28 protein-coding genes and 1 pseudogene are annotated in these 25851 nt (G+C 35.2%); 9 read left to right on the top strand and 20 right to left on the bottom strand.

Going from position 1 to position 25851, the window contains the following annotated elements; genetic code table 11:
- The 8 genes from IGJ45_RS16915 to IGJ45_RS16880 all read right to left on the bottom strand — a co-directional run.
- Positions 1 to 731: PucR family transcriptional regulator ligand-binding domain-containing protein (locus IGJ45_RS16915; RefSeq protein WP_438768795.1), on the bottom strand; the 731-nt coding region annotated here is incomplete at its 3' end.
- A gap of 236 nt (positions 732 to 967) precedes the next feature.
- Positions 968 to 1648, bottom strand: a complete 681-nt coding sequence (locus IGJ45_RS16910; RefSeq protein WP_002319817.1) for an IS6-like element ISS1N family transposase — start codon at positions 1646 to 1648, stop codon at positions 968 to 970.
- Positions 1649 to 1858: 210 nt separating this feature from the next.
- On the bottom strand, positions 1859 to 2443 hold the full coding sequence (locus IGJ45_RS16905) for an SOS response-associated peptidase (RefSeq protein WP_438768797.1): 585 nt from the start codon (positions 2441 to 2443) through the stop codon (positions 1859 to 1861).
- Between the two features lie 88 nt (positions 2444 to 2531).
- Complete coding sequence (locus IGJ45_RS16900; RefSeq protein ID WP_438768793.1) at positions 2532 to 2948, bottom strand: hypothetical protein; 417 nt, start codon at positions 2946 to 2948, stop codon at positions 2532 to 2534.
- A 102-nt stretch (positions 2949 to 3050) separates the two neighbouring features.
- Positions 3051 to 4856 (bottom strand): group II intron reverse transcriptase/maturase, encoded by a 1806-nt coding sequence (ltrA, locus tag IGJ45_RS16895; protein WP_438768791.1) that lies wholly within the window; start codon positions 4854 to 4856, stop codon positions 3051 to 3053.
- A 781-nt stretch (positions 4857 to 5637) separates the two neighbouring features.
- Positions 5638 to 7014 (bottom strand): Y-family DNA polymerase, encoded by a 1377-nt coding sequence (locus IGJ45_RS16890; protein WP_438768789.1) that lies wholly within the window; start codon positions 7012 to 7014, stop codon positions 5638 to 5640.
- A 372-nt stretch (positions 7015 to 7386) separates the two neighbouring features.
- Entirely contained in the window at positions 7387 to 7851 is a 465-nt protein-coding gene (locus tag IGJ45_RS16885) for a hypothetical protein (RefSeq protein WP_029486099.1), read from the bottom strand.
- Positions 7851 to 8816, bottom strand: coding sequence for a ParA family protein (locus IGJ45_RS16880; RefSeq protein ID WP_002300091.1), 966 nt, complete (start codon positions 8814 to 8816; stop codon positions 7851 to 7853). The genes IGJ45_RS16885 and IGJ45_RS16880 overlap by 1 nt, the downstream gene beginning before the upstream one ends.
- 386 nt (positions 8817 to 9202) lie before the next feature.
- On the opposite strand from IGJ45_RS16880, the gene IGJ45_RS16875 reads away from it, so the two are divergent.
- The 3 genes from IGJ45_RS16875 (at position 9203) to IGJ45_RS16865 (ending at position 11849) form a co-directional block, all read left to right on the top strand.
- The gene (locus IGJ45_RS16875; RefSeq protein ID WP_002300090.1) at positions 9203 to 9529 is read left to right on the top strand and encodes a hypothetical protein; all 327 of its coding nucleotides are present in this window, start codon (positions 9203 to 9205) and stop codon (positions 9527 to 9529) included.
- A 384-nt stretch (positions 9530 to 9913) separates the two neighbouring features.
- Entirely contained in the window at positions 9914 to 11407 is a 1494-nt protein-coding gene (locus IGJ45_RS16870) for a primase C-terminal domain-containing protein (protein ID WP_438768786.1), read from the top strand.
- A gap of 157 nt (positions 11408 to 11564) precedes the next feature.
- Positions 11565 to 11849: a hypothetical protein gene (locus IGJ45_RS16865; protein WP_002300088.1), complete on the top strand. Its 285-nt coding sequence runs from the start codon at positions 11565 to 11567 to the stop codon at positions 11847 to 11849.
- A gap of 87 nt (positions 11850 to 11936) precedes the next feature.
- On the opposite strand, the gene IGJ45_RS16860 is transcribed toward IGJ45_RS16865, so the two are convergent.
- Positions 11937 to 12617 (bottom strand): IS6 family transposase, encoded by a 681-nt coding sequence (locus IGJ45_RS16860; RefSeq protein WP_438768784.1) that lies wholly within the window; start codon positions 12615 to 12617, stop codon positions 11937 to 11939.
- A 206-nt stretch (positions 12618 to 12823) separates the two neighbouring features.
- On the opposite strand from IGJ45_RS16860, the gene IGJ45_RS16855 reads away from it, so the two are divergent.
- Entirely contained in the window at positions 12824 to 13189 is a 366-nt protein-coding gene (locus IGJ45_RS16855) for a hypothetical protein (protein ID WP_438768782.1), read from the top strand.
- Positions 13190 to 13430: 241 nt separating this feature from the next.
- Positions 13431 to 14621 (top strand): IS256-like element ISLgar5 family transposase, encoded by a 1191-nt coding sequence (locus IGJ45_RS16850; protein ID WP_202546025.1) that lies wholly within the window; start codon positions 13431 to 13433, stop codon positions 14619 to 14621.
- 272 nt (positions 14622 to 14893) lie between these two features.
- On the opposite strand, the gene IGJ45_RS16845 is transcribed toward IGJ45_RS16850, so the two are convergent.
- Together IGJ45_RS16845 and IGJ45_RS16840 are read right to left on the bottom strand one after the other, a co-directional pair.
- Complete coding sequence (locus IGJ45_RS16845; protein WP_438768780.1) at positions 14894 to 15574, bottom strand: IS6-like element IS1216 family transposase; 681 nt, start codon at positions 15572 to 15574, stop codon at positions 14894 to 14896.
- A 60-nt stretch (positions 15575 to 15634) separates the two neighbouring features.
- Positions 15635 to 16204 (bottom strand): annotated as a pseudogene (locus IGJ45_RS16840) (replication initiation protein); the annotation flags it as partial.
- 581 nt (positions 16205 to 16785) lie between these two features.
- Between IGJ45_RS16840 and IGJ45_RS16835 the strand changes: the two are divergent.
- Positions 16786 to 16881, top strand: a complete 96-nt coding sequence (locus tag IGJ45_RS16835) for a type I toxin-antitoxin system Fst family toxin (RefSeq protein ID WP_115241677.1) — start codon at positions 16786 to 16788, stop codon at positions 16879 to 16881.
- A gap of 126 nt (positions 16882 to 17007) precedes the next feature.
- Here the strand turns inward: IGJ45_RS16835 and IGJ45_RS16830 are convergent, their stop codons facing one another.
- From IGJ45_RS16830 to IGJ45_RS16820, 3 genes are all read right to left on the bottom strand, one after another.
- Positions 17008 to 17217 (bottom strand): hypothetical protein, encoded by a 210-nt coding sequence (locus tag IGJ45_RS16830; RefSeq protein WP_101710845.1) that lies wholly within the window; start codon positions 17215 to 17217, stop codon positions 17008 to 17010.
- Positions 17218 to 17346: 129 nt separating this feature from the next.
- Positions 17347 to 18471 (bottom strand): rolling circle replication-associated protein, encoded by a 1125-nt coding sequence (locus IGJ45_RS16825; RefSeq protein ID WP_202275629.1) that lies wholly within the window; start codon positions 18469 to 18471, stop codon positions 17347 to 17349.
- A gap of 931 nt (positions 18472 to 19402) precedes the next feature.
- Entirely contained in the window at positions 19403 to 19825 is a 423-nt protein-coding gene (locus tag IGJ45_RS16820; protein WP_423118887.1) for a hypothetical protein, read from the bottom strand.
- Positions 19826 to 20001: 176 nt separating this feature from the next.
- Between IGJ45_RS16820 and IGJ45_RS16815 the strand changes: the two genes are divergently transcribed.
- A complete protein-coding gene (locus tag IGJ45_RS16815) occupies positions 20002 to 20217 on the top strand; it encodes a hypothetical protein (protein ID WP_438768778.1) in 216 nt (71 codons plus the stop codon).
- Positions 20218 to 20269: 52 nt separating this feature from the next.
- Here IGJ45_RS16815 and IGJ45_RS16810 read toward each other — a convergent pair whose 3' ends face one another.
- Together IGJ45_RS16810 and IGJ45_RS16805 are read right to left on the bottom strand one after the other, a co-directional pair.
- Positions 20270 to 20464, bottom strand: coding sequence for a hypothetical protein (locus IGJ45_RS16810; protein ID WP_270309350.1), 195 nt, complete (start codon positions 20462 to 20464; stop codon positions 20270 to 20272).
- A 47-nt stretch (positions 20465 to 20511) separates the two neighbouring features.
- The gene (locus IGJ45_RS16805; protein WP_423118892.1) at positions 20512 to 20964 is read right to left on the bottom strand and encodes a hypothetical protein; all 453 of its coding nucleotides are present in this window, start codon (positions 20962 to 20964) and stop codon (positions 20512 to 20514) included.
- A 906-nt stretch (positions 20965 to 21870) separates the two neighbouring features.
- Between IGJ45_RS16805 and IGJ45_RS16800 the strand changes: the two genes are divergently transcribed.
- Positions 21871 to 22494 (top strand): hypothetical protein, encoded by a 624-nt coding sequence (locus tag IGJ45_RS16800; protein ID WP_060815227.1) that lies wholly within the window; start codon positions 21871 to 21873, stop codon positions 22492 to 22494.
- A 638-nt stretch (positions 22495 to 23132) separates the two neighbouring features.
- Here IGJ45_RS16800 and IGJ45_RS16795 read toward each other — a convergent pair.
- The 3 genes from IGJ45_RS16795 to IGJ45_RS16785 form a co-directional block, all read right to left on the bottom strand.
- Positions 23133 to 23594 carry a helix-turn-helix transcriptional regulator gene (locus IGJ45_RS16795; RefSeq protein WP_060815229.1) on the bottom strand — a complete coding sequence of 154 codons (462 nt, stop codon included), beginning with the start codon at positions 23592 to 23594 and terminating at the stop codon, positions 23133 to 23135.
- A gap of 178 nt (positions 23595 to 23772) precedes the next feature.
- The gene (locus IGJ45_RS16790; protein WP_156424247.1) at positions 23773 to 23940 is read right to left on the bottom strand and encodes a hypothetical protein; all 168 of its coding nucleotides are present in this window, start codon (positions 23938 to 23940) and stop codon (positions 23773 to 23775) included.
- A gap of 77 nt (positions 23941 to 24017) precedes the next feature.
- Positions 24018 to 24317: an ArsR/SmtB family transcription factor gene (locus IGJ45_RS16785; protein WP_060815230.1), complete on the bottom strand. Its 300-nt coding sequence runs from the start codon at positions 24315 to 24317 to the stop codon at positions 24018 to 24020.
- A gap of 94 nt (positions 24318 to 24411) precedes the next feature.
- Here IGJ45_RS16785 and IGJ45_RS16780 point away from each other — a divergent pair, with 94 nt between their 5' ends.
- Entirely contained in the window at positions 24412 to 24738 is a 327-nt protein-coding gene (locus tag IGJ45_RS16780; protein WP_060815231.1) for a hypothetical protein, read from the top strand.
- Between the two features lie 137 nt (positions 24739 to 24875).
- Here the strand turns inward: IGJ45_RS16780 and IGJ45_RS16775 are convergent, their stop codons facing one another.
- On the bottom strand, positions 24876 to 25778 hold the full coding sequence (locus IGJ45_RS16775) for a diacylglycerol/lipid kinase family protein (protein WP_202275631.1): 903 nt from the start codon (positions 25776 to 25778) through the stop codon (positions 24876 to 24878).
- Positions 25779 to 25851 lie beyond the last annotated feature (73 nt).

Below are 25851 nucleotides of genomic sequence, written 5' to 3'. Positions count from 1 at the left end.
ACGACTAAATAACCCATCGTTTTATTTCCTGCATCAATAGAACGAACAACTAGATTTTCTTCTGTATACTTTTTACCATCAATCGCTAAGCAATCAACGTCCTTTGAATACGTTTCCGAATTTGCTGAAATAGACTTTAAAAACCTTTTTTCAAAAATTTCAAACGATTCTGGATTGTTTTTAAAGGAGCTCTCCACAATCTTCAGCTGATCACTGACTACGAGAATATCCATATGAGTCAGCCGAGAAACATAAGACACTAAATCTTTAATATCCGCCCCACTAAGCAGTAAGTTCTGAAGTTTATTGGATATAGTTTCTCTGAATTCCAGTTCTTTCGTTTTCATTCCAAGCAGCTTAGTCAAAATTTCATTGGTCAACAAAGAAAAGTTTGCAGTCGTTGGCAGAAGTAATATCGGAAAGGATAATTCTTCAGCTTGATCAATCATATAACGCGGTATGCTATCTATATATCTTCCCAATTTAATCGCTACACCCGCTAGCCCATTTTTACTTAATTCTGGTATGAAATTTTTCATTGCTTCCTTATTGTCTATGATCGGAAAAAGAGTAGTAAACAGGAGTCCGTCTCTATCGATATAAGAGGCAATATCAGGTACTTCCATTACATAGATATTTTCGACAGCTTTTGATAATCCCTTTGATCCAGCAACTACATCAACTTCATGAAAACTGTCTAATTCTAATACTTCAAATAATTTTACTTTCATCTTCTACCTTCTTTCTTTGAATTTTTTTGAGAATTTATTGATTATACTATAGCCTGAATAATTCATAGTTTTTCAAAAACGCTTCAAAAACCTTGTTATAACAGTCTATTTTATTTCGTTTATTCGCACCCTTTGGGTGTACAAAAAGAACCCCAATCTGCTATGGTTAAAGTGACTAAACCGGTTCTGTTGCGAAGTTTGAAAATCAAACGCGCCCTCTCTGAACTCCAAATATCTTAGGCTGTTATTCCCATTAATACCTTGATTTCAGTAGACACCGAAAAGCCGAAGAGCGTTCCATTTCTTCGGTTCTTTTTATATATTCCTCGAATGGTCTCCATGCCCTTAATCGTGGAAGAGGCTGTACGGAGACTTTGATAAAATTTATTCCGTCGTTTAATAGGTCGATGGTCTTGTTCTATTAAATTGTTAAGATACTTCACAGTTCGGTGCTCTGTCTTAGTATATAAACCCACACTCTGTAACTTTCTAAAGGCGGAGCCAAGAGAAGGTGCTTTATCGGTCACAATTGCTTTCGGCTCACCAAACTGTTTATGGAGTCGTTTTAAGAAAGCATAGGCTGCTTGCGTATCCCGTTTCTTTCGTAACCAGATATCTAAGGTTAAGCCGTCCGCATCAATTGCACGATAAAGATAATGCCAACGTCCCTTAATTTTGATATAGGTTTCGTCCATTTTCCATGAATAGAAGGATTGTCTATTTTTCTTCTTCCAAAGATAATAGAGGACTTTGCTGTACTCTTGCACCCAACGATAAATCGTAGTATGACAAACATTTATTCCACGATCATATAACAATTCCTGAACTTCACGATAGCTTAGATTGTAACGCAGGTAGTAACCAACAGCGACAATAATGACGTCTTTTTTGAATTGTTTGCCTTTAAAATGATTCATTACTCTGTCCTCTCTGTTTTTTTTCTCAATTTTACACTAAAATAGATTTTTTGGAAAACTTTGCAACAGAACCGCTGATTTCAAACATACTGATTATTTCAATTATTTTGGTAATTAAAGTACGCTCACGAAGTAAAGAAATGCTGCTGAATTAATAAAAAACCATAGAAAAAGTCGGACTAAATTATTGTCCGACTTTTTTTTATGAAATTATACTTCTACAACGCTCAATTCTGTCATATCTTCAGATAGATATTTACGAGCGAACTCAAGATCCGTTATCCAGTCTTTTATATGGCTACTGGGAATAATCAGTGGCATACGATCATGTATTGGTGCTACTGTTTCGTTGGGTTTTGTTGTCATAATGATTGATTCTGTTTCAAATCCGGCGCCAGTTTTATGGATTCTGTAAAAGCCGGCAACATACAAGGTTTTACTGTCTTCAGGTGAGAATAATAGCTTTTGCTTATTCTGATCCCACTCATAGAATCCGGTCATTGGAAAGACACAGCGAGTTTCTCTGAAGGCTTTTGAGAAAGTTTTCTTTTCTTCTACTGTCTCCGCACGTGCATTGATCATGAGCTGTCCTTTTTTAAAGCCTTGGAATCCCCACTTGGTAACGCCAGGGACAATTTCCGATTCCTGATTAACTGCTAGGGTTACAACATGATTGGAAGGGAAAATTTCGTTGTATCCAACTCGAATTTGCTTGCTTGCAGCGTTTGGAATTACTTGATCATAATAGTTTTTCAGTTCTGAGGATGCTATATCAAAAAAATATCGGCCACACATGTTCTTTCCTCCTAATTGAATAATTCTTGAAAAAAATAGGTGATCAGAGAGCAATTCTAAGGCGATTTTGGACTGGTTCAATGCATAGTTACCTTGAATCGTCCTCTAGAAACGGCTGGTAATATTCATTTTTGACCATTTCTATCTCATTTTCTATTTTACTCTCTTTTTGAATCTTGCTGTTGTTTGAAGAATCTGAATTGGAAAAGTAATCGATATTAAACCACTTTTTTTCCTTTTTAATTTCGATATGTCGGACGTCCGGCCAAAATATTTGTTGATCATTCAGTACAAAATAATCTTCATAGGCTTCTCCAACAAACTGTCCTTCGATAGGATCTAAAAAGCGGCCAAATTCGTCTTTAGTGTTTAGTTGGATAGAAACCGGCTTGTGGTAAAGAAATGATTCTGAGAGAATAACGTCAATTTCTTCTCGATTCATTAACTCGAGTGCAGCGACTTCTTTCGTTGCCCAGGCTTCATTTTCTCTGATTCCTTTGACCAACTATACCGATAGGTAAGCCTTTGAAGTTATCTCTAGCTTTTCCCCCGGTCCACACCGTACGTGCAACTTTCATTGCATACGGCGTTCCAACTTATTCTTAACTCAGTGAATAGCAGTCAAATTACAGTGTTGTCGGTACTGATTTAGCTTCTCCAACTGTTTTCCATCTAATTGAAGAATAGTTAAATACTCTTTAATCGTTTTTTCTTTTGTTGCATGGATTAGAAGATGTACCCATTCGTGAATGATAACCAAGTTATCAAAAGAATCAGATCCACCTAGTTCTTTGGGGATGATATGGTGGCAGTGTGCAAATTCCGATTTTAAAAATTCTTTGGTAATCGCACATTTCCCATGCTGCATTGAGTACTTGGAAATGCGATTGTCAGAAAATTCTAGGTTTCCTCTTATGTTTTCTGACAAACACATTTTCCTTATTTCTGAAGAAATATCAGGCTTTAATCGCTTGAATTTGCATGAACGACCTTCTTCAGTATAGTCATTGATTTTAGGGTTATAGAATTCTAACTTTTTCCACTTCACATCTTGCAATGGATAAAGGTAAATTCCTTTAACTTTAAAAGTACGTTGTGTTGTACTATAGAAATGCTTATATCCTATAGGTGGACTTCTGGGTACTTCATACCTGGCAATATTCTTTAGACGATTATAAAAGGTTGGTAAACATGAGGAATATAAGTCTCCGAAGTCAAGACTGACTCTGGTAGCCTTTTGGTAGTAATTATGGATCCCACGGATGTAAAGATTATAATGAGTGATATTCTTTATTGTTGGGGCTTCCCTAATCTTTTTGATTTTCTTCCTAATTTCTTGTTTTATTTTGACTTTAGCCTTACTAGATACTCTAGAAATGGTTATAAACTCGTTTTTCTTTTGTTTTTCGACCTTAAGGTCGAACCCAAGAAACTCTGAATAATTTCTTCTAAGATTTGTAATTTTGGATTTTTCAGTAGATATTTCGAGTCCTAATTGATTTTCGATAAATCCTTTAGTAGCGTGGAGTAGTTTACTTGCTTCCTGATATGATTTTGTAAATAGCTTGAAATCATCTGCGTAGCGTATAATGTGTACTTCTTTTAAGTTTGTTTTCTTAAGAGCTCGGTACTTATCATAATCATTTTGATAGTTATGCCTGCTTGGAAAGGTCTCCCATTGGTTGGCAATCCACCAATCTAGATCATTTAGAACGATATTCGAAAGGATAGGGGATAAGATTCCTCCTTGAGGAACCCCAGATTTAGGAACTCCTTCTCCACGAATTGGTGCCTTTATCATTTTAGAAAGAATAGCTAGAACCCTTTTGTCTTTAATACCAATATTATATGCTTGCTTAATCAGTTTTCCATGATGAACATTATCGAAAAACCCCTTTATATCTACGTCCACAACATAGTGACATTTAGAAGTGTAGGCCATTCTTTTACATCTTGATAGAGCATGTTCTGCAGAACGGTTTGGCCGAAATCCATAGGAATGTTTGAAGAATCGCGCCTCACATATAGGTTCTAAGACTTGTTTAAACATTTGCTGAATTAGTCTATCTCGCATAGTAGGAATGCCTAGAGGACGTTTTTCTCCGTTTGGTTTTGGGATTAATATCCGTCTAACTGGTTGTGGAACGTAGTTTTCTAAAGTTTTTTGTATTTCTTCAATGAAATTATCTTGAGATTTTATCTTGAAATCTTTGATTGTTAGGTTATCTGTTCCAGCTGTGTTTGATCCAGTGTTAGATTTTATTATCCTATATGCCAAAAGAATATTTTGCTTGGAAGTAATTATTTCATACAGGTTAATTCCTTTAGTACACTGATTAAAACTTCTTTCATATAACCAGTCAAAGCTTTCTTGCATATTGTAATACTCGTTGTATCGCAATTCTGTACTCATTGATGGATTGTTTCTCCTAATTGATTATTAGTCCCATCATCTTACTCGACCTGATGAGTTTCATTTGACTGTATTCACTTTTCAAAGAACAAGTCTTGGGACTATCCCTCCACGTTGATTAGACGCTTCATTGGTACTGTGTCCCTACTCTCACGAGAATTAAGGAATTTCGATTTTAATATCTTATATCCAACACTCCGATTGCAGTCGTTATTAAGTGTTTCTCGCTTTCCACGTTCCGATTATTTTAGCTTTACATCTATCTTTAGGTGCTTACTATAAGCCTGAACATTTATAAGGTCTTTGTTCCTTATCCCGAATTTCATATGGACGACTTTTACTTTTCGGTAATGTTCGTTGCATATTGCAACCCGATTATCTTTCAATAACGTCGCTATCTAGACCCGTACATTCGCAAGTTCGTCAGTTTCTATTGAAACATTCTCACCATAGATAGTTTATAGCGTCCCGGCATATCCGCAACCATATCAATATGAATTGACTTAGGTATTGTTCTGCCGACTTCACCTGGCTATCAAACGATTAAACTCTGCATTGTTTAATCGCATGCAGGAGTATCAGACCAGCTGTTTCAGCCAACATGACGGCTTTCATTCCAACTGTCAAATAATCAGTTATTGCTATCTTATTTTAGATAGCATTCCTATTTCGTGCTAAAGCACTTGTAAGGAAACGTGTCACACCGTCCATAGCGTAAGCCGTTCCCCACTTTAAGCCGAACGGGCGATCACGAAATTCGTTATAGTCTAAAAAGGTTTTTTTAGTTCGCTTTACCATGGCTTCCACCTTCGAGACCGGCCATACCACCAGCATGGCCACCAACTAATGATGATCGAGCAATTGCACGTCCGCCTTCCAGGAGACTATTCGCATGAACAATTGATTTAAAACCATACTTCTTCCTGATAGTGTCAACCACATAATCAATTTTCAAGTCTTTCACTTGCTCGTCAGGATCAGCAAAGAGGTCTAATTGTAAAGCGTTCGAAAAAACTAATTTGGAACAGTTAACACCAACATGCCTAATATCTTGGTACTTGTAGTGACGATTAAATATCTGAAGTAGATAGCTAGCGATTTGCTTACTGCTGTTGGTAGCAGGAACCTTCATTTGCTGACTGAAGCCACGGTTGCCGCCACGATCGACGTATCCCAGGGAAAAACCGATCCAAAGTGACACAACTTCAGTTTTAGCTCCTGATCGACGTAACCTGGTGGCTACTTGATCGGCCATTTCCTTTATCACTATTTCGATTTCATTTCTCCTAGTATAATCTCGGTTTAGAACTTGACTGTTGCCTATCGATTTGGATTTAGGTGAATATTTTTGTCCCAGAAAGGAGCGATCAATTCCCCATGAATTCGCAAATAATTGCGTACCTAAAACGCCAAACTTTTCCTTGAGCTTGTAGTAATTCGCATGAGCAAGATCATACATGTTGAAAATACCCATACGATATAGTTTGACAGCTGTCTTGCGTCCTATTCCCCAAACGTCGGTTAAATTGTCAATTGCCCAAAGCTTTTCACGGACGTCCTCATAACGCCACTCTGCTCTCATGTGAGGATTTTTTTTACTTTCGAGATCCAGAGCAAACTTGGCTAATAAAGGGTTGTCTCCTATTCCGACTGTCGTATAGATTCCAGTACGCTGATAAACGTCAATTTGGATCATTCTAGCCAGCTCATTTGCGTCTTTAGCACCAAACAATCGTAATGAATCTGTTACGTCTAAAAAGCTCTCGTCGATACTATAGACCGCATGATTTTGTTCGTCTGCATACTCTTTATAGATATTGTTGATTTCCATATTTTTACGCATGTACAACGCCATTCTAGGTGGAGCGATTATTAAATCTTCCGGATACGGAAACGGTAAATCCCTTGCCCTACTCACGTTAGAAATGCGGTAGGCTGCCTTTGCAGCCGGAGTTGCAGCCAGGATTAAACCACTCCCCCTTAAGAGCGGATCGTCTGATGGATAGGACATGACAACTAGCTTTGCTTGTAATGGATTGAGTCCACGCTCAACACATTCAACCGAGCCATAAAAACTTTTGCAGTCGATACAAAGAATATCGCGTGAGGGTTCCTTCGAATAGTCGAAGGTAGGATTCACACCAAACTGCATGACCATAATAAATCCCCTTTTCAAAATAACGATACGTTTTATATACATATTAGAACACGTGTTCGCTTTTGGTGTCAAGAGAACTACTCGGTCTTTTTATTTATAGTATTATTAAATTATAGGGTTTTCAGTAAAAATGTAGTTATAAAGCACAGCACGTAGATAGTAATATATAAAGTAATATAATATATTACTTTATGAAAGGTGATTGTATAAGCGCTTATAGTATGAATATTATTTGTAATATAGATAGTAATATTTAAAGTAATATAAATAGTAATATTATGGTAATACACATAGTAATATATATCGTAATATTGTGGTAATACAAATAGTGATATAAAAATTTCGCCCTATAAAAAAAGAAATAGCGATAAGCTACTTCTTTTCATAATTATCGAAGTTAAGTGGATACTTACTATAGCTGTTTAGATGTTTTTGAACTTCTTCTTCAGTGGCAAGTCCCAGCTGTAATAAATGTTGCCAAATTGCATTGTCCATAAAATCTGAAATAAATCCCTTAGTCCCAGGAATTTTTTTAGAATGTCTTTGGTCTTTGTACACTAAACTTTCAACTCGCTGTATAGTTTCTTTTTTATATTTAAATGTACGTGCAACTAGTTCAGAACTTGTAGATTTCGAAGTTTTGCTTAAGCCAAATCTGTTTGCTTCATTAAAGTTTTCGGTAATTGTTTCTTTATCTGAGGGAAAACTATTGCTAACAGTTACCTCAGTCTCAGGTATGCTATCGATAGTGTCATTAGGTGTTTCTAGTTCTTCCAGCTCCTCATCGAATACAGACTCAAAATCTCCTGTTGGTTTTTTTCTGTTTATTCTTGGCATTATTCTTCACCGTCACTTTCAACATATAACTTATGAGGAATTTCTAGTTCTTTACCATTTTTAGAAAGTAAACCTAACTTGTTCATTTCGATAATCAGCTTATAAAAATGCTGAGCAAATTTGTTTTCAGGTGAACTCATTGTTATCGGCATTCCGTTTCGAACTAATTTATCAGCAAAGGTAATTGATCTTGGGAGTTCAGAATCAAAATAATGATAATTGTTTCTATTAGTATATTTCATCATTGCGTTAATCATTTTTGCATGTAGATTTGTATTATAGACTTTGTTGGCAAGTACGCCTCCAATGCGTAAATTTGGATTGTATTTTTCTTTCAATGTGTTCACACGAGATATTAAGTGTGTAACTCCATCAACCCCATTTAAATCAGGTTCATAAGGGACGATAACTACGTCTGCAATTGAAAGAACAGATGAGGTAACTTGTTTTAACTCTGGTGGTGTATCGAAAATGATGTAATCGTATTTATCACTCACATTATCAAATTTACCATCAAGAGCATTAAAATAGTTCGCGCTGGGATCAATAATATTATTCATTTTTTTCTTTAATCCTGAAACAGTCATGATTTCAGTTAAGTTATCCTTAAATTTTTTAAGTAAAGATACAAACCATTCTAATATGGTATCACGAAATTGTTCCATTTTATCAAACTCTAAATAGTTGTTATCAGAATTCGCAGGAAGAACGTCTATATGATCGTCATATGTTTGAACAATAGTTTCTTCAACTGTTGCATTATCCATGAAGACATCATAAATCGTATTTTGATCCTTAGCTACTTTCACACGAAAAGACTTTGTACTATTTCCTTGAGCGTCAGTATCAACGACAAGAATTTTTGCTTCAGGAAAACTCCTACGGATAGCTCCTGCGAGATTGATTGTAATAAGAGTTTTACCAACGCCACCCTTGTTTGCTGCAACAGTCAAAACTACTGCCATTTTTCAATTCCTCCCTAAATAATATAATAGTAATATTTTTGGTAATAGATAAGTAATATAGATAGTAATATATAAAGTAATATTTTGTTAATCGTAACAATATGAGAAAGTAATATACTATATTACTTTCTTATATTAGCATAATACGTTGTCGAAATCAACAATAAATCAAAAAATAAAACAGCAGATTTTATATTATGTTACTATTGATAATAGTAACATAATAGTAAGGTAATATATTATATTACTATTATGTTACCTTTTAAACACTGATAGATAGGGAATTTGAAGAATTATATTAAAAAAAGGATTGTATATAAATTTTTTTGATGGTAATATTATAAACGAGGATGTTGCTATAATTAACAACGAAGAGGTAAGATTTCATGAAAAAAAACTCTAAAGAGTTTAGAAACGAATATGACAGATTCGTTCTTAAGTTTTTGATTGATAATTATTATATAAGCCGAATTGATCTATCTAAAGCTATTGGATTAGCTCCTAGTTATGTGCGAGAATTTTATAATGGATCTCGTAGCTTTGGAAATGAGGCATTAGAAAAACTAGAATCAACAATTTTTAACTTATATAAACCTTTGCTAGAGAATCATTCATTTGAATTAAATCAAGTACAGGAAATGATAGAATCAATTGATTCTGAAGAGGAACTTGAGTTGTTCAGACTTAAGGGAGCTAACGTATTAGACATTTAGATAATTTCTACTTGATTTGGTAAATTATATTTACAACTTTCAACAGATTCGGTAAGATAAAAAAAATATATAAAAAAGAGACGGATAAACAAGTGAATTGGACCTCACTCATTTATCTGAATCACATAAAGCAACTATGTGTTCTCGCTCGTCTCAAGGAAATTATGTAAGTGGTAGCCAACCACTTATGTGATTTGAATAAATCTGTTCGGACTACCAATCCGAACCTGTAGGTTTATTTTACCATTTTTAGACGGGCAACTCAATAGATAAACGCTTATTTGTCATGCTTTCTTTAGATTGTTTTGATATTTCTAGCGATTGAGAGAACACAGATCGAACGATTATTTGTGTTCTCTTTTTGTTTAGAAAGGATAAGTAGGCATGACAGCTTCTTTAGACGTCGTTTATTCAACGATCTTACAAAATGGTATCCGTAAATTTAAATATAAAAATAGCCGCCTTAAACCGGTCTCTTTTAGCGAACAGACGGGGAAAGGGGCTATTTTTGCGTACCGTTCAAAAGAGCATATGGTTGAGGGAATAGGCTTAGTGATCACGTCTGAAGAGGGCATTATCGAGAATAACAATGCGTTTAGTCACTGGACCCCAAACGTCTACCGCTATGGCACGTATACTGATGAAGGCAGAATGTTTACAAAAGGGCATTCTGAGGACAATTTACGGCAAATCAACACTTTCTTTGTTGATTTTGACACCTTAGACCCAAATTTTGATTATGGAGAGATTTTGTTGGCAAGCCATGAGCTAGGATTTATGCCAACAATGGTTTTGCGGACTCCCCATGGTTACCAAGCGTTTTATGTACTGGATCAGCCAGCTTTTGTGACAAAGAAATCCAATTTTAAAGTGATCAATGTGGCCAAAATGATTTCTAACAACTTGCGAAAGACATTAGCCAAAGATTTTCCTGTAGACGTCAATGCCAATCATTTTGGAATCACTCGTATGCCAAATGAAGACAATACCTTATTCTTTGAGCCCCAATATCGTTATAGCTTTGCGGACTGGATCAACTGGTCAATGCGTGTCGATGCGGATAAAGCAGTAACCTACAGAAACGTTTTTGAATTACCGTCAAATCAGGATTTTCGCCAAGTGGACGAACCCTGGTTCCGTCTATTGATGCGTAGTGAAAAGATTAAGGGAGAGAAGGGAAGATATGGTCGAAATAACGTCATATTTACCCTGTCTTTAGCATACTTTTCTTCCGGATACGAAATCGAAGAGTGCGAGTTGGCCATGTTAGAGTTCAACGATCGATTAGCCTATCCTCTTACTGATCGGGAACTGACACGAATTATCCGATCGGCTTATTCAGGAAAGTACCAGGCAGCGCACAGAGAAAAAATTATTCTATTATGCCAGGAATGGATCGATGAAAATTTATCTGAAGAACAGCTGTTTAATAAGAAAAAAGGCTGGTGGAAATTCAAAAAAGAGCGTAAAGTGCGCAAGTATTCGCACAGCCATGAGTGGGCGCAAGATCTCTTAGCTTATTTGAACCAACAATCATACACTTATAAACCTTATATCGTTTCAACCAAGAAAGAGTTAAGAGAAGAGCTTAAAATTCCTGAACGCTCCTTGGATAAAGTATTGAAACAGCTGAAAAATGAAAATAAGATCTACTATCGTGTTCGTTCCGGTCGCAATGGGGGGATAACTTTGGCTTCAGTGCATGGCTTGATGCGATCGATCATTCGAGTGAAGAAGGAAGTCCAAGAGGCGTATTTTAGTGCTATTTCAGAGGCTTTTGGATTGGCACGTACATTTATCTACTCAACGCTGGAACAACTCATAGAGGCACCTAAAAAGGCTGAACAAATGGAATTGTTTGAAGTGGATACCGGATAAAAATAAAACCCGCAAATTGCCTTTTACATTATATCTTTGATACGCTCTCCGAGTCAGAGGTTTTACAGGTCTTAGGGAATTCCCTTGATTGCAATGTTTGGATAAGTGAGGTACTATTATCGCATATGTGATTATATTTCTTAGGGGGTTACCGTCCATGGGAGTGAATACTTTTGTTTATCCTTATCCTGTCAGTGTTTTCATTATCCAGCGTTTAGGTATGACTGTGGAGGAATTTTGTGAGTTACATGGTTATAGGCAAAGTACCGTAGCAACTTGGGCTTATCGGAATAGGCCTGTAAAAGTCTTACCCTGTGATTTTCTGTATTGTTTGAGCTTGGCTTCTGGTTTGTCAATGGATAAGGTTTATCAGGATTTATTACTGTTGGAGGAGAAATTTTTACAAAGTTTGGATCCTAAAAAGGAGAAAAAATCGATTTAAAGTTTAGTAAGTTTGAAAGGAAGAGGGGGATAAGGTTCTGTTGCAAAGTTCCATAATGAACAATACTAGTCTAACACTAGCTATAGTTTATGCAGGTATTCCTAATAATATCTTCATTTCCGTGCAGACTGAAAACCTGAAGAGAGTGCCTTCTTTTCGGTTCTTCTTATATAATCCTCGAATGGCTTCCATGCCTTTAATCGTGGTTGAGGCTGTTCGTAAGCTTCGATAAAATTTGTTTCGTCTCTTGATGGGACGATGATCTTGTTCAATGAGGTTATTTAGATATTTCACCGTGCGATGTTCTGTTCGCTGGTAAAACCCGTGTGCCTGTAATTTTTTGAAGGCACTGGCAATAGAGGGAGCTTTATTGGTCACCAGAACCCTTGGTTCATCGAACTGTTTAACTAATCTCTTGAGAAAGGCGTAAGCTGCTTGTGTATCTCGCTTTTTCCGTAACCATATATCCAGAGTGAGACCATCTGCATCAATGGCGCGATAAAGATAATGCCATTTTCCTTTGATTTTAATATAGGTCTCGTCCATTTTCCACGAATAAATGGACTGTTTGTTTTTCCTCTTCCAAATGTTGTAAAGTAGTTTCCCATATTCCTGTACCCAACGATAGACAGTGGTGTGAGACACGTTAATACCACGGTTGTACAGAATTTCTTGGACGTCACGATAACTCAGGTTGTACCGAAGATAGTAGCCTACAGCGACAATAATCACATCTTTCTGAAATTGTTTGCCTTTAAAATGGTTCATCTTCGTTACTCCTCCTAGTTCCTATTAAACTCAGTTTACCCTATAATGGATCTGAGGGGAAACTTTGCAACAGAACCCTTTGCAAAGCTTGGGTATCAAGTGATTTAACCAGTAAAGATTTATTTGTCCGTCAAGGGTGGTTTAAATTCAAGAAAAAAAGAAGTGAACGTCAACGTGTTCATTTGTCAGAATGGAAAGAAGATTTAATGGCTTATATTAGCGAAAAAAGCGATGTATACAACCCTTATTTAGTGACGACTAAAAAAGAGATTAGAGAAGCGCTAGGCATTCCTGAACGGACATTAGATAAATTGCTGAAGGTACTGAAGGCGAACCAGGAAATTTTCTTTAAGATTAAATCAGGAAGAAATGGTGGTATTCAACTTGCTAGTGTAAAATCATTGTTGCTATCGATCATTAAAGAAAAAAAAGAAGAAAAAGAAAGCTACATAAAGGCGCTGACAGAGTCTTTTGACTTAGAGCATACATTCATTCAAGAAACTTTAAACAAGCTAGCAGAACGCCCAAAAACAGACACACAACTCGATTTGTTTAGCTATGATACAGGCTGAAAATAAAACCCGCACTATGCCCTTACATTTATATCTATGATACGTATTTATTTTTTTGTGCTTTCTAGTGAGTGATTAGTAGAAAGATAACTAATTATAAATATTATTTAGTAATTTTGTGTGATAATAAATTCATCTTAGATCAACGAGAGTGTAAAATATTTTGTGTAAATAGAAAAAAGGAAGTCCCTTCTGTAGAATAGAGTTACCACAACACATTCACAGAAGAGAGGACTTCCCTATGAACGATTTTACTACAGAAATTCTAAAGACTCTAGCGAACAAAGGCGATTTGAATGAATTATTCCGTGTCCATTTGGAGAAAGCAGTCAATACGCTTCTCAAAACGGAGTTAACGGCTTTCCTAGATTACGAAAAGTATGATCGCATTGGTTTTAACACGGGTAATTCTCGTAACGGCTCCTATGACCGTACGGTCAAGACCGAGTATGGGGAACTTCATCTCCAGATTCCGCGCGACCGCAATGGTGAGTTCAAGCAACAGACTGTTCCTGCTTATAGACGGACGAATGACACGTTAGAGGAGACCGTCATTCACCTCTTCCGAAAAGGTATTACCATGTCGGAAATCGCAGACTTGATTGAGAAAATGTATGGGCATCACTACACGCCCCAAACCATGTCCAATATAACAAAATCATTTACAGAAGAGGTAACGGCGTTTAAAGGGCGGGAGCTTCATGACCGTTATGCTGCTATTTATATGGACGCAACGTATATTCCGTTAAAGCGGAAAACCGTCGCCAAGGAAGCTATTCATATCGCAGTTGGCATTCGCCCGGACGGATCAAAGGAAGTATTGAGCTATGCGATTGCACCGACTGAATCCATCACGATTTGGGAGGAAATTTTATTGGACCTTCAAGAGCGCGGTTTGAAAAATGTCCTCCTGTTCATCACGGATGGCTTAAAGGGGATGGTAGGAGCGATTAGTCGGTTCTATCCCAAAGCTCGTTTTCAACATTGTTGTGTACACGTTTCCCGTAATATCAGTCACAAAGTGCGTGTCGATGATCGTAAGGAAGTCTGTGATGATTTTAAAATGGTGTATCAAGCCTCATCTAAAGAGGTGGCGTTGGAAGCACGTGGTGCTTTTGCGGAAAAATGGAAAACCAGCTATCCAAAAGTGGTTGAATCGATTCTTTCGAACGCTCACTTGCTCACTTTCTATGATTTCCCCTTGGCCATACGCAAGAGTATTTATTCTACGAACTTGATTGAATCCTTTAATAAGCAAATCAAGAAATACAGCCACCGCAAGGAACAGTTCCAAAACGAAGAGTCGATGGAACGTTTCTTAGTCTCGTCTTTTGATACTTACAACCAAAAATTCCTAGGTCGCAGTCATAAAGGCTTTCAACAGGCCGAAGGCGAACTTGAACAAATGCTAAGCCAACTGATTGAGAATTAGAAACAATCTGCAGTAGGGAAGAATCATTTACACAAAATTATTGACGCTCCCTCTTATAAATTAGACAAGAGAAAATAAATATTCCATATCTACTTTATTGGATCCATAACATGACTAAATTCTGAATACTTTTTAAAGCTTATCATTTGGTAAAACTGAATATAAGTTAATTATATAGACTGAAAATTTAGTCAAGTCCATAAAATTGTGTAAAATACGGTTCTGTTGCAAAGTTTTAAATAAAGAATAAAATCCCTTACGGTATCTATGATTTAAGCTGGGATTCCCAATAATACCTTGATTTCAGTACAGACCGAAAACCCGAAGAGAGTGCCTTCTTTTCGGGTTTTCTTATATAATCCTCGAATGGCTTCCATGCCTTTAATCGTGGTAGAGGCAGTGCGTAAACTTCGATAGAATTTATTGCGTCTCTTTACTGGACGATGGTCTTGTTCAATCAAATTATTCAGGTATTTAATGGTACGATGTTCTGTCCCTTGATAAAAGCCGTATTCTTTTAGTTTCTTAAAGGCACTTGTAATAGAGGGGGCTTTATCTGTGACTACAACCTTCGGTTCATCAAACTGCTTCACTAACCGCTTAAGAAAAGCATAGGCTGCTTGTGTGTCCCGTTTTTTACGTAACCAAATATCCAAGGTTAAACCATCTGCATCGATGGCTCGATACAAATAATGCCATTTTCCTTTAATTTTGATGTACGTTTCATCCATTTTCCATGAATAAAAGGATTTTTTATTTTTCTTTTTCCAAATTTGATAGAGTAGTTTGCCATATTCTTGCACCCAACGATAAATCGTCGTATGAGAAACGTTAATGCCACGATCATATAAGATTTCTTGAACTTCACGATAGCTAAGGTTATAACGAAAATAGTAGCCCACGGCTACAATAATCACATCCTGCTGAAATTGCTTTCCTTTAAAATGACTCATCGTCATTCCTCCTGCTATCTTTTTCTATTATTCTACCTTATCTGATAGTAGATTTAAAACTTTGCAACAGAACCGATCAATTTCACCTAAATTTTTTTGATAACTTTTAGGGATATCCATTAATTCAATAAAATCTTCTTTAGAAAATTCAACCCATCCTTGTGTACGAAATTGTTTTAGCAAACGAAAAGCTGTTTTAGCATAACCACTTTTTAAATCACGAAATTCTGTTAAAGAATAACGAACCCAAGTATCTAGGTTGTTGAGCAGTGGTAATGCCATTTCATGTACTTGTACATCTACATAAGGATTAGGATCATCTCCATTAATATCAAACTGAGTAAACATTACGAACATTTGTCTGCGTTTACCAGATTTAGATACTTTGCTAAATGCTAAACCTAGTAATTTTTCATAGGTATGTTGAATATCATCTAAAAAGCGTTTGTTAGCCGTAGGTTTGTAGTTGCTTAGCTCTTTCAACTGTTCAAATGAAAAGCGAACTATTTGATCTTCTTTGTCCCTCATTCTAGAAACAATGGAAAAAAACAAATTCATTTCTACTGGAGAAAAATGTTTGAGAGGAATTGTATTTAATTCAGCATCATATTTGATTAATTCATTAGCCATTTGATCACCTCTGAATCAATAATAATATAAACTATGGACTTTTTCAATGTAGTACATAATAAAAAGTCCATAGATAAACAGACAATTCTCCATAGATAAACAGACAATTCTCCATAGATAAACAGACAATTCTCCATAGATTAATCTTTGTACTCCTTGGGAGAGTAAGGATACAGCCGACGGTAAAGAGGTTTAAAAAGAGGTTTAAAAGAGATTATAAAAGAGGGGGGGGCAAAATTTCCCGCCTAAAAAATACTTCTTTTTTCTCCAAACAGGTTCGCGAATTTTACTAAATTGGAAAAGTTGCTCCCTATGGTCGCTAAAAAGGTGTGATCGTTTCACTCTCACATTTTACTTGCAGCAGTCGCTCTGCTCCTTCGCTAAAACCAAAACCCATTGTTCAAAAAATCCTCTGTGAGGCTCTAGGATCTCGTCTAAGCCGTTTTAAGACACTCTTAAGTCCCAAAACCTTATCTTGTTCTCAAAGCGCCTTACAGGCGGTCAGGGCAAGCCCTAACAACCCTAAAGCAAATATGATATACTCAAATCCGGCAACTTGCCCCTGACTGGGGGTGTTATTCATGAAAGATCTTATCTCATTGGTTATCGCACCAATTTTTGTTGGACTAGTTATTGAACTGGTTTCTCACTGGTTAGACGAGAAAGACGATAACTAAGCAAGTTGTCTCTAACCCACACGTTCGTAGTCGCAACGAACGTAAAAAAAAGCCAACCCTACTCGCAATAGGGTTGGCTTTCGTGTTATTCATATAGACCTTATCTCACTTCGCACCTTGATTATATCATAATTTATCCGCAGGATTCAAGCGCTCTGCCTGTTTTCGTGCTTGATAGTCAATAAACGACTGAATCGCTGAACGATAATGTTTATTCGCTAACACTGGTTCCCACGATCGTTTATGTTTGCTGGCACATAAAAAGGCTTCAAAGCTGGTGATTTGCTTGGATTCCACTAAATCAATCATTTCAGCCAGACAGTCCATATCTCTCATTTTTTCTTTCTCCCGAGTGTAAAACAAACGAGAATAGTCCTCGTTCGCAAATTTTGGCACCTTAGAGGCGTTTTAAGGCGTTTTAGGTATAAAACTATTCCGGAAGGATAAAACACCTTAAAACACCAATTAGGCCTGTTTCCTGACGTATCTCCTTGTGAGTTGATTAATTTCTTGCTTATGGGTCAAATAATATCGCCGTTCTTCCCAGTACTGGGCTTTCTTCGCCCATTTCCCCCCTCGTTGCTTCAATGTTTCAATCCGTTCCTCACAAAACCGGATTTGGTACAGGAGACTTTTTGGATTATTTACTTGTTCGTTGTAGGTTTCTTTAATGACAATATTAACGATTTTCCCATTCTCATCTGTTATTTTAATCGCTGTGCGGCTGGTGAGATTTTCTGGACGCAAGCCATAGCCCCCCAGCTCTTTTGGTCGAGAAATTTGGCTGTAGGAACTGTTTACACGCTCTGGGTAAACGATTCCTTTGGATTTGCTGAAAATATTCATTCCAAGCGGATAATAGCGCATACGACCGCCTTTGATTACTCGTTTTTCAGGATTTGTTTTGGTTTGGAAAATGCCTTTCACCCCAGGGCCTTTGACAGAAAAGTCATATTTTACTTCCGGTTCGGGGTCTTCTTCCAGGACAATATTTGTTAAGTACGCACACACATATGCGCCTAAGTCGTCAATGTTTTTTGCTCGTTGAATGTTCACAAATCCTTGCTTCCATAAGGATTTGAGCACGTCATTTTCTATGTAAATGCTTTTTTGTTTTGGAAATTTCAGTAACATATGATAATGCCAAGCGCCACGCTCTTGCGGCTCTTTTATAGCTATGTATTCAAAGGTTCCTTTGGCTTCCCCATAGGTTTTCTGACAAAAATAGGTCAATCGCTGCATGAATTGTTTAAAATCTTTGGCGACGATTTTAAGATCTTGTTCGTTTTTTGCGTACGTTAAGGTAATCCAGAGCTCGTTTCGTTTTCCGGAAAAATTGTTATTTATTAAATACCGTAATTTTTTGAAGGTTTGGCGGAGGGAATTGAGATTTTCTCCGCGATTCTCTGAATGATTAAAATCACAAATTTCTCCCGTTTTTCGATTAATATATTGGTCTTTGGAAATTTTTCGAATGAAGGGGTCGTGATTTTCTTTTGCGATATATTGTACTTCATGGATCTCGCCCATCTCTGTGATTGTCACAGGTGCTGTTGACGGGATCCAGCGATCGGTCTTTTCAATTATCAATGGTCGACACTCCTTTTGAGAGTAGGTTTTGCTAATCGTTTGCCAATGGAACGTTTTTGTTTAAGGGGCTCGTTATGCCATCTATGCTATTTTCGTCTAATGTTTAACCTGAGTCAAGTTAATTAGATAGTCCATCGACCGGGAGTGGACACATGCCTTGCTTAAGCTCACTCAGCTGGCTTTGACTGGCTTCGCCAGCCAAGCCGAGCGAGCGCAAGCGCGGACAATGTGCCACTCCCTAAATGGTTTCGTTTTGGCTCTCTGCTTCTTGCAGTCCCTTCCATCCTAAACTCGGGACTTCGTCCCTTGTTTTTCGCTAACGCTCAAAACGCATGCATCCGTCGCCCACGTGCCACCATCGGCGGCTTCGCTTCGCAGCCGGCGACGGTGGCCGTTTGGCTCCTGCACGCACGGGTGTTCAGGGAATCGAGCCAACCCAAACGCAACCATTTTCGCTGATTTTGTTAGTATAATTATAGCAAAAAAAGTGGGATAAAAGCTATTCCTATGCTATAATGTGGCTTACATAAATTCATAGAATTGACCTCAAAACAAAAAGACTCTAAAATGGTTTTTTCACTGTTTTAGAGTCTTTCTGTTTTCTATCGTATTTATTTAACTAATCAAAGGATCTCCAACTGCACGTATATCTTTTAAAGCTTCAGATTGAAAGAATTTGACAAAATTATTCCAATAAAACTTTCTCCTTTTAAGGAACATGACCTCCTAGAGCTCCTGTAATTCCTGAATTTATCGTATCTTTTTGATTTTGGGAGAAACAGATTTTTTATCTCTTTCTTTTAATTTACTTGCAATTACTATTACTGGAATTGAAAGATAAGCGATTGCGCGAAAAGGAAAAGTTTTTGTAAATCCAAGGATCAGCAGAGTGATAATTAAACAGATATAAAACTTTGTGTATCTCGGATATTTATTTATAAGTATATGAGAAGTCTGAATTATACGTGTGACTTGTTGTTTGACTAATGTGTGCAACATAAGTTAATTCAACTCCTTTATTTTGCTCTGCGGCCGCATTAAAAATCGCCATAGCTGACGTAGCAGAATCAAATGCCATTGTAGCGACTCCCGTTGTAAAATTAGCTAATCCCAAAAAGCTAACAATAGCAGAGATACTGGTAAGTTCTTTTTGTTGTTTAGACATTTCTTTTACTTTTTCTGGTGTGACATACGAAGTAATTTTATAACTATCATAACCTACTGGTCCATCAACTTTCACACTTTCTGCTTTTACATTGACATAGCCTAAAAGAGGAGTTGGACCTAATGCAGCTGAACCAATCAACATTCCCAAAAACAGAACTGTGACAACAGAAAACACTTTCTTTTTCATCAACTTCAACGTCCTTTCCTAATAGATTATAATTAAATGCTATCAAGAATGCGTTTTCTTTGTCAAAAGAAATGATCGTTCATTTTTTGGTTGTGTTAATATAAAATAAGTTTTTATTGAAACTATGATAAATAAAATTTATTACATAGAAATAGAATATAAAAAGAGGTGAAAAAATGGAGATATTTTGGGAATCTTTTAAAGAGAAAAAGATACTTCTTTTTTTATTATTTTTAGGTTTTCTTTTATTTTTATTTATAGTATTTACTGGAACAAAAATTATAAAACAAAATAAATTAGGCGGCGTTCTTCTTCTTTTTTTAGGAAGTATTTTCAGTTTGCTCATGCTATTTTTGTTATATGCTGTTTTTATGTTTGGTATCAATTTCTAAATTAAGAAAAAGACGCCTGTAATTTTTAGGCGTCTTTTTTAACAAAAAAATATTAATCTTTTTGATACCATTTTTTATGCGTTTTTTTCTTTTTATCCTCGGAATGAGCAACTTTATCAACTGTTTTCTGCAGCTCTTTTGTTTGTCTTAAAATACTATCCATATGTGACGCATTCTCTTTGGGCAACTCTATCCTATTCATCACATCACTAGTAACAGATTGTGGCATATTAACAATTTCAGGCATAAGAATTCACTCCAAACATTAATTGAGTAACGAAGTTATTGTACCTCTTATCGCTTTAGATTGCCTCCATAAACACATTCCCAACCTAATGGAACCGTTTTTTTAGAAAGTAATTTTAGTTTACCAGTATATCGTTGTCCATATTGTTTTACAGCCCATTGTTTTGTTTTAGGTGGTCCATAGGGATAATTGGTTTTAAAAGCTAAAACGGTATATTCTTTATAAATTGTTTTTGGAACAGTAGGGCCAATAAAACTTCTAAACATTGCAAACGAGTCTTGATTTATTTCCATTGTTTCACCATCAGGAGTAAGAATTGGTAAGTTATTATAATCATAGTTCCCACTTTTATTCGTTTCAACATCCATAATTTCTCCAGCTGGGGTTAGAACCGGCAATTTCTCGGTATTGTTATTAAAAGTATCTGCTTCAGCCGACATAGTTCCAAAAAATAAACTAGGACTTAATACAACAGCAATTAGAAATAAACGTTTCAACATCTGATAACCTCCAAACATTTTATAAAGTAATTCTAATTATTTACGAAATAAAGCGTTTTCTTCGTTATTGTAATATATCTTTATTAAGGCGTAAAGGATATTATCTAATTAGACAAGATTTTTCATGCTTTGTGTCTGTAAGTGTGATTTCAAATCCAGCAATCACGTTTTAGGGGCTTTTCCCTTCGTAAATTTATTGACAAACTAAAAAAACAATTCTAAATTTTGTTTAAAAATTTTCTCCTTTTCGAATTTTCTTACCTTTTCGATTGTTATGTTATAGGAGTTTCTTTTAACAAGTTATTGTATATGAACAACCTTAATCTGCTTCAAATATGAAATACTTCGTGTTAGATATTTCATATTTGAGATTTTTTGAATCCGTAAATAGAATAAACAAAAAAGATACAAGGTATAATTATTAAAGGTGTTTTTAGTAATAAATATGGATCAAGGACACCATTTATAAGATCTTGCTTAACTAAAAGATAATTAGTATAACTTAATAATTGTAGTTGAAATAGTAAAATTAACCCTATAAATAAGCTGTAAATATATTTATTTTTCATAAATTTTTTCCTCACTAAAGATTTTTATATGAGTAATCCCAATGACTAAAACTTTTTACAACTAGTCAATATACTAGTTATTTTTTTTCAAATTCTTTTTTCTGCATATCTCGTGTCTCCTTTTAAAATGATAATATCCATAAAAAGAAAATGTTGTCAATATAGCGATATATATATGTGCAGCATTATTTATTTCCTAATAGTTAATACAATGTAAACAAATAAGATACAAATACAAGCCCATGTAAACTATTCGTTTCTCATGTTTTAAGCAGAAATTATAGATAATATACTAAAAGTTCGTATTAAAACATCAAAAAAATGGAGGTCATATGTTATGAAAAAAGTTCTTTTAGTGGGATTAATGTTTGTTACTTTTTTTGGGTGGAAGGATATTGTATCGGCTGATAGTGTTACCGAAGAAAATTCAATTGTTAGTGAAATAAAAGAACTTGAACAAAACGGTAAATACGATTTTGAATTAGTACCTGCTGAAGAAATTGATCCGCAAAATATTATTAAATTAGATAGTGTGGAAGAATTAGAAAAAATACTAGAAGAGTTTAAAAATAGCAGTAAAACAGAGTTTATAATTAATGAGACTCCTATGCAAACCAGAGCTGCTGGAAGTAAAACAATCTCTAAATGGGCTCCATTTAGCGGATATGGAATGACTGGACTTCCTACTTGGAGAAATGTATCTTTCAATTATGAATACAAGAAAGTAAATGGTAAAAATCAATTTACTAAGGTTTCAGGAATAAAATCTTATTATTCAGGGTTACAAATTGCTGTTACTTGGAATCAGACCAGTGCATCTTCAAATTTTGTAAAGACACACAATACTAAAGATACAGTAAAAATAAAAGTAAACGGTTATTCATTATTAGGATTTCAAGTAAAGGGATTTACGATTGGGGCAAAAATCAATGACACTTGGAATTTTTCACATAAAATTTAAATCTATTATTTAGGGGAAGATCATAATGAAAAAAAGTTTAAATATTAAATGGTTTATTATTAGTCTGATAATTCCTCTGATAAGCGCTTTTGTGTTGAATCCTAGGGAAAAGACCTCAGATGGTATGACAAGTTACTTAATGGGCTTTCCAGTTCCGTTTATTACCTATCGCAGTTATGAGGGGTTTCTTGAGAATAGATTCTTAATTTTGTTACCTAGCATGTGGAAGAAAATACAAATTGATTTAGCGGTTTATTTCATATCTGTTCTGATCGTATACATCATAATTGCACTTTTTTTCCGAGTGATAAGAATGCAACAAACTAACTTAAAACAACGATAAATTTAGTTTTAATCGTTATTTAAACAACTAGTTAACATAATGTGCAGTATACTAAGTAGCCCCTGTACCAACTGTTACAGGGGGCTACTTTGTGATTTTCAATTGGTCTAGCTAGGTTTGATCACTAAAATACTGGTAAATCAAGCTTCTTTTCTTTGAGGCGTTTGTGAAGAAACCGGGGGGGGCGAGTAAAGACGGTGTTATGTTCCACGCTTAATTTGTTACAACGTCTTTTTTCTATTCTTATTTTCTCCACCTAAACAACATAAACAAGTGAAAATAGCTTAATCTTAAGCTAATTTTCTTTTTGATTTTTAGGAAAAATATAAAAATAGAATACAGACCCAATAATAATCGCAGGTGGAATGGATATGCTTAAAATTTTAAGTATAGTTGTTCCGAGTAATTCTAATTTTTTTGAAGTAGTTAATTCTAAAATAGGACTGTGATCTTGAGTAAAAGAAAAAATAACCATTGTAACGAAAAATATAAAACAGAAGCTTATTACACCATATTTAATACTTAATTCTAACTCACTGGTCCCATCAGCTTGTTCTTCTAATAATAAAGTTTCTAAAGAAACACCTAAAGTTTCGGATAGTTTAAGCATATTTCTTTTACTCGGGTAAGTTTCTCCTAATTCCCATTTGGAAATTGTTTTATCACTCACATCTAATTTTTCTGCTAAGTCACTTTGAGTTAAGTTATTATTTGTTCTATATTCTTTTAATTTGATTGCTAAAATAGTCTCTTTCATTTTTAAAACTCCTTTTCTCTGTTTATGAATCTATTTTGTCAGTTTTTTATTTATTTTTAAAGGAAGTTTAAAAAAAGGGAGTTAAATATACTAAAATATATTTAGAAAATAATATAAGTTAACATAAGAGCATTTCTAAAAACTAAGTGATATTTATATCGATTCCTATTCCTGTTTTTTATAAATACCGTTTTCCAATCTTTTCAAGAGCTTTTCCTAGTTGTCTTACTTGACGTACTTCGGGTGCGTCATCAGGTAAATTTCTAAAATTAGGCGTTCCTTCCATGATCTCAAGAATTTTTCTTCGAAGAAGTTTTTTCTGTTCTTTGATTACTTTTTTATCCATATTCGTTCACCTTGAAAGAATTTAAGTACTTATACCTTGATTAAGGGAAGAAAATACTTTCTAAAGAAATGTTTTAATCAATTTATTTCTAGTTCTTTTGTGTGTTCTACAATTTGATCACAAATCGTAATCACATGCTTATCACATAAAGAGTATAGAATTTCTTTCCCTTCTCGTATTGATTTTACTAAGTGATAATTTTTTAATGTCTTTAATTGGTGTGATACGCCTGATTGAGAAATACTTACATGATCGACAATTTGGGAAACATTTGCTTGTTTTTGTTCAAATAAGAAAAATAAAATTGCTAATCGTGTTGGACTACTTAAACAAGAAAAAAGAGAGCTTATCTTTTCTTGTTGTTTTTTTGAAATCATTTTAATCCATTCCTCCCGATATATTCACACTTTCTCATTTGTTTGATAATATAATTATACAAAAATTTATCTCAAAGAAAAAGGAGACGATCAAATGGAACATCATACACATGAAGATCATCAGCATCAACATTCTTTAGGGTGTGGCCACACGAAAATATTACATGAAGATCATGTTGATTATGTGCACAACGGTCATTTGCATCATTCTCATGAAGATCATTGGGACGAATGTAAGTTAGAAGTAAACGAAAAAAATCCGGATAATTGTAATCATGTCGAAGCAGTTTGTCAGCATACACCGGATTGTGGCCATGAACAAGTGCCACATGGAGATCACACCGATTACTTAGTCAATGGCCGGTTGCAACATGTCCACGGTGATCATATTGACGATCATGGACCGGTTGAAGTGCTTTGATTGATTAGAAACTATTGACGAAAGAAACGTCATGTTGTTATAGTAGCAGTAAGCTTACCGCCGTTAGATTTCGTTGAAATTTAACCCCTTAAAAAGGACCGGGAAATTATTTCTGGTTCTTTTTTTAATTTAAAAAATTATTTTTCTTTTGCGTTACCTTGATAAACAATTAAATGTTGAGGTAATACCTTTATTTTTATTGGCAAGGAATCTCCTTCATCTCCGTCTACATTTGTTGTTAAATGTTCCTCATGTTCAATCGAGATAGTTCCTTCAGAAAAAGTAGAATAGGCGACATTTTCCGTTGAATTGTCAACACCTTTTAATAAAGCAGGTACTGCTTTAACTGTGTCCCATAGAGATTGATCTTTGATATAAATTAAGTGGAGTTTTCCATCATTTACTTCGGCTTCTGGTAAGAGTGATTCAAATCCACCAATAGAATTAGTTAATCCAATTAAGAGTGTACTACTTTCTATAGTTTCTTTTTTGCCATCTAAATTTAATTGGAATGAATACGACTGTGTATTCGCTAATTCTTTTACAGCAGAAACAAAATAAGCCAATTTTCCTAGTTTTGTTTTATCTTCTACATCAACGTTGTTAACAGCTTCAGGAATTGTCCCAATTGCCACAACATTCATAAAATAGCTATCGTTTATTTTTCCGATATCTAAAGTTGTTGTTTGATTATAGTCAAATTGTTCAATTGCTTCTTCTGGATCCAAGGGGATATTTAATGCTCTTGCTAAATCATTTACTGTTCCCAAAGGGAAAAAACCAAATTTAGGACGATACTCTTGTTCAGCTAAACCGCTAATTCCTTCGTTAACAGTCCCATCTCCTCCCATAACAAAAACACTATCTAATTTTTGTTTAGTAGCTTCGCGAGCAAATTGTTCCGCATCTCCTTGTTTTTCTGTTTCTTTTACAATGACTTGATCAAAAAAAGTACTTAACTTTTGTTCTGCTAACTTTTTAAATTCTTTTGCTTTTTCACCACCAGAACTAGGATTGACAATTAATAATGCCTGTTTCATTAAAATCAACCTTTCAAATTAGTAAAATAGAGTCAAAATCTTTTTATGATTTTGATTCTATTTTTTCATATTT

This window comes from Enterococcus sp. DIV0574 (assembly GCF_051711125.1).
Lineage (GTDB): Bacteria > Bacillota > Bacilli > Lactobacillales > Enterococcaceae > Enterococcus_D > Enterococcus_D gallinarum.
This window is presented reverse-complemented; position numbering and strand designations above follow the sequence as displayed.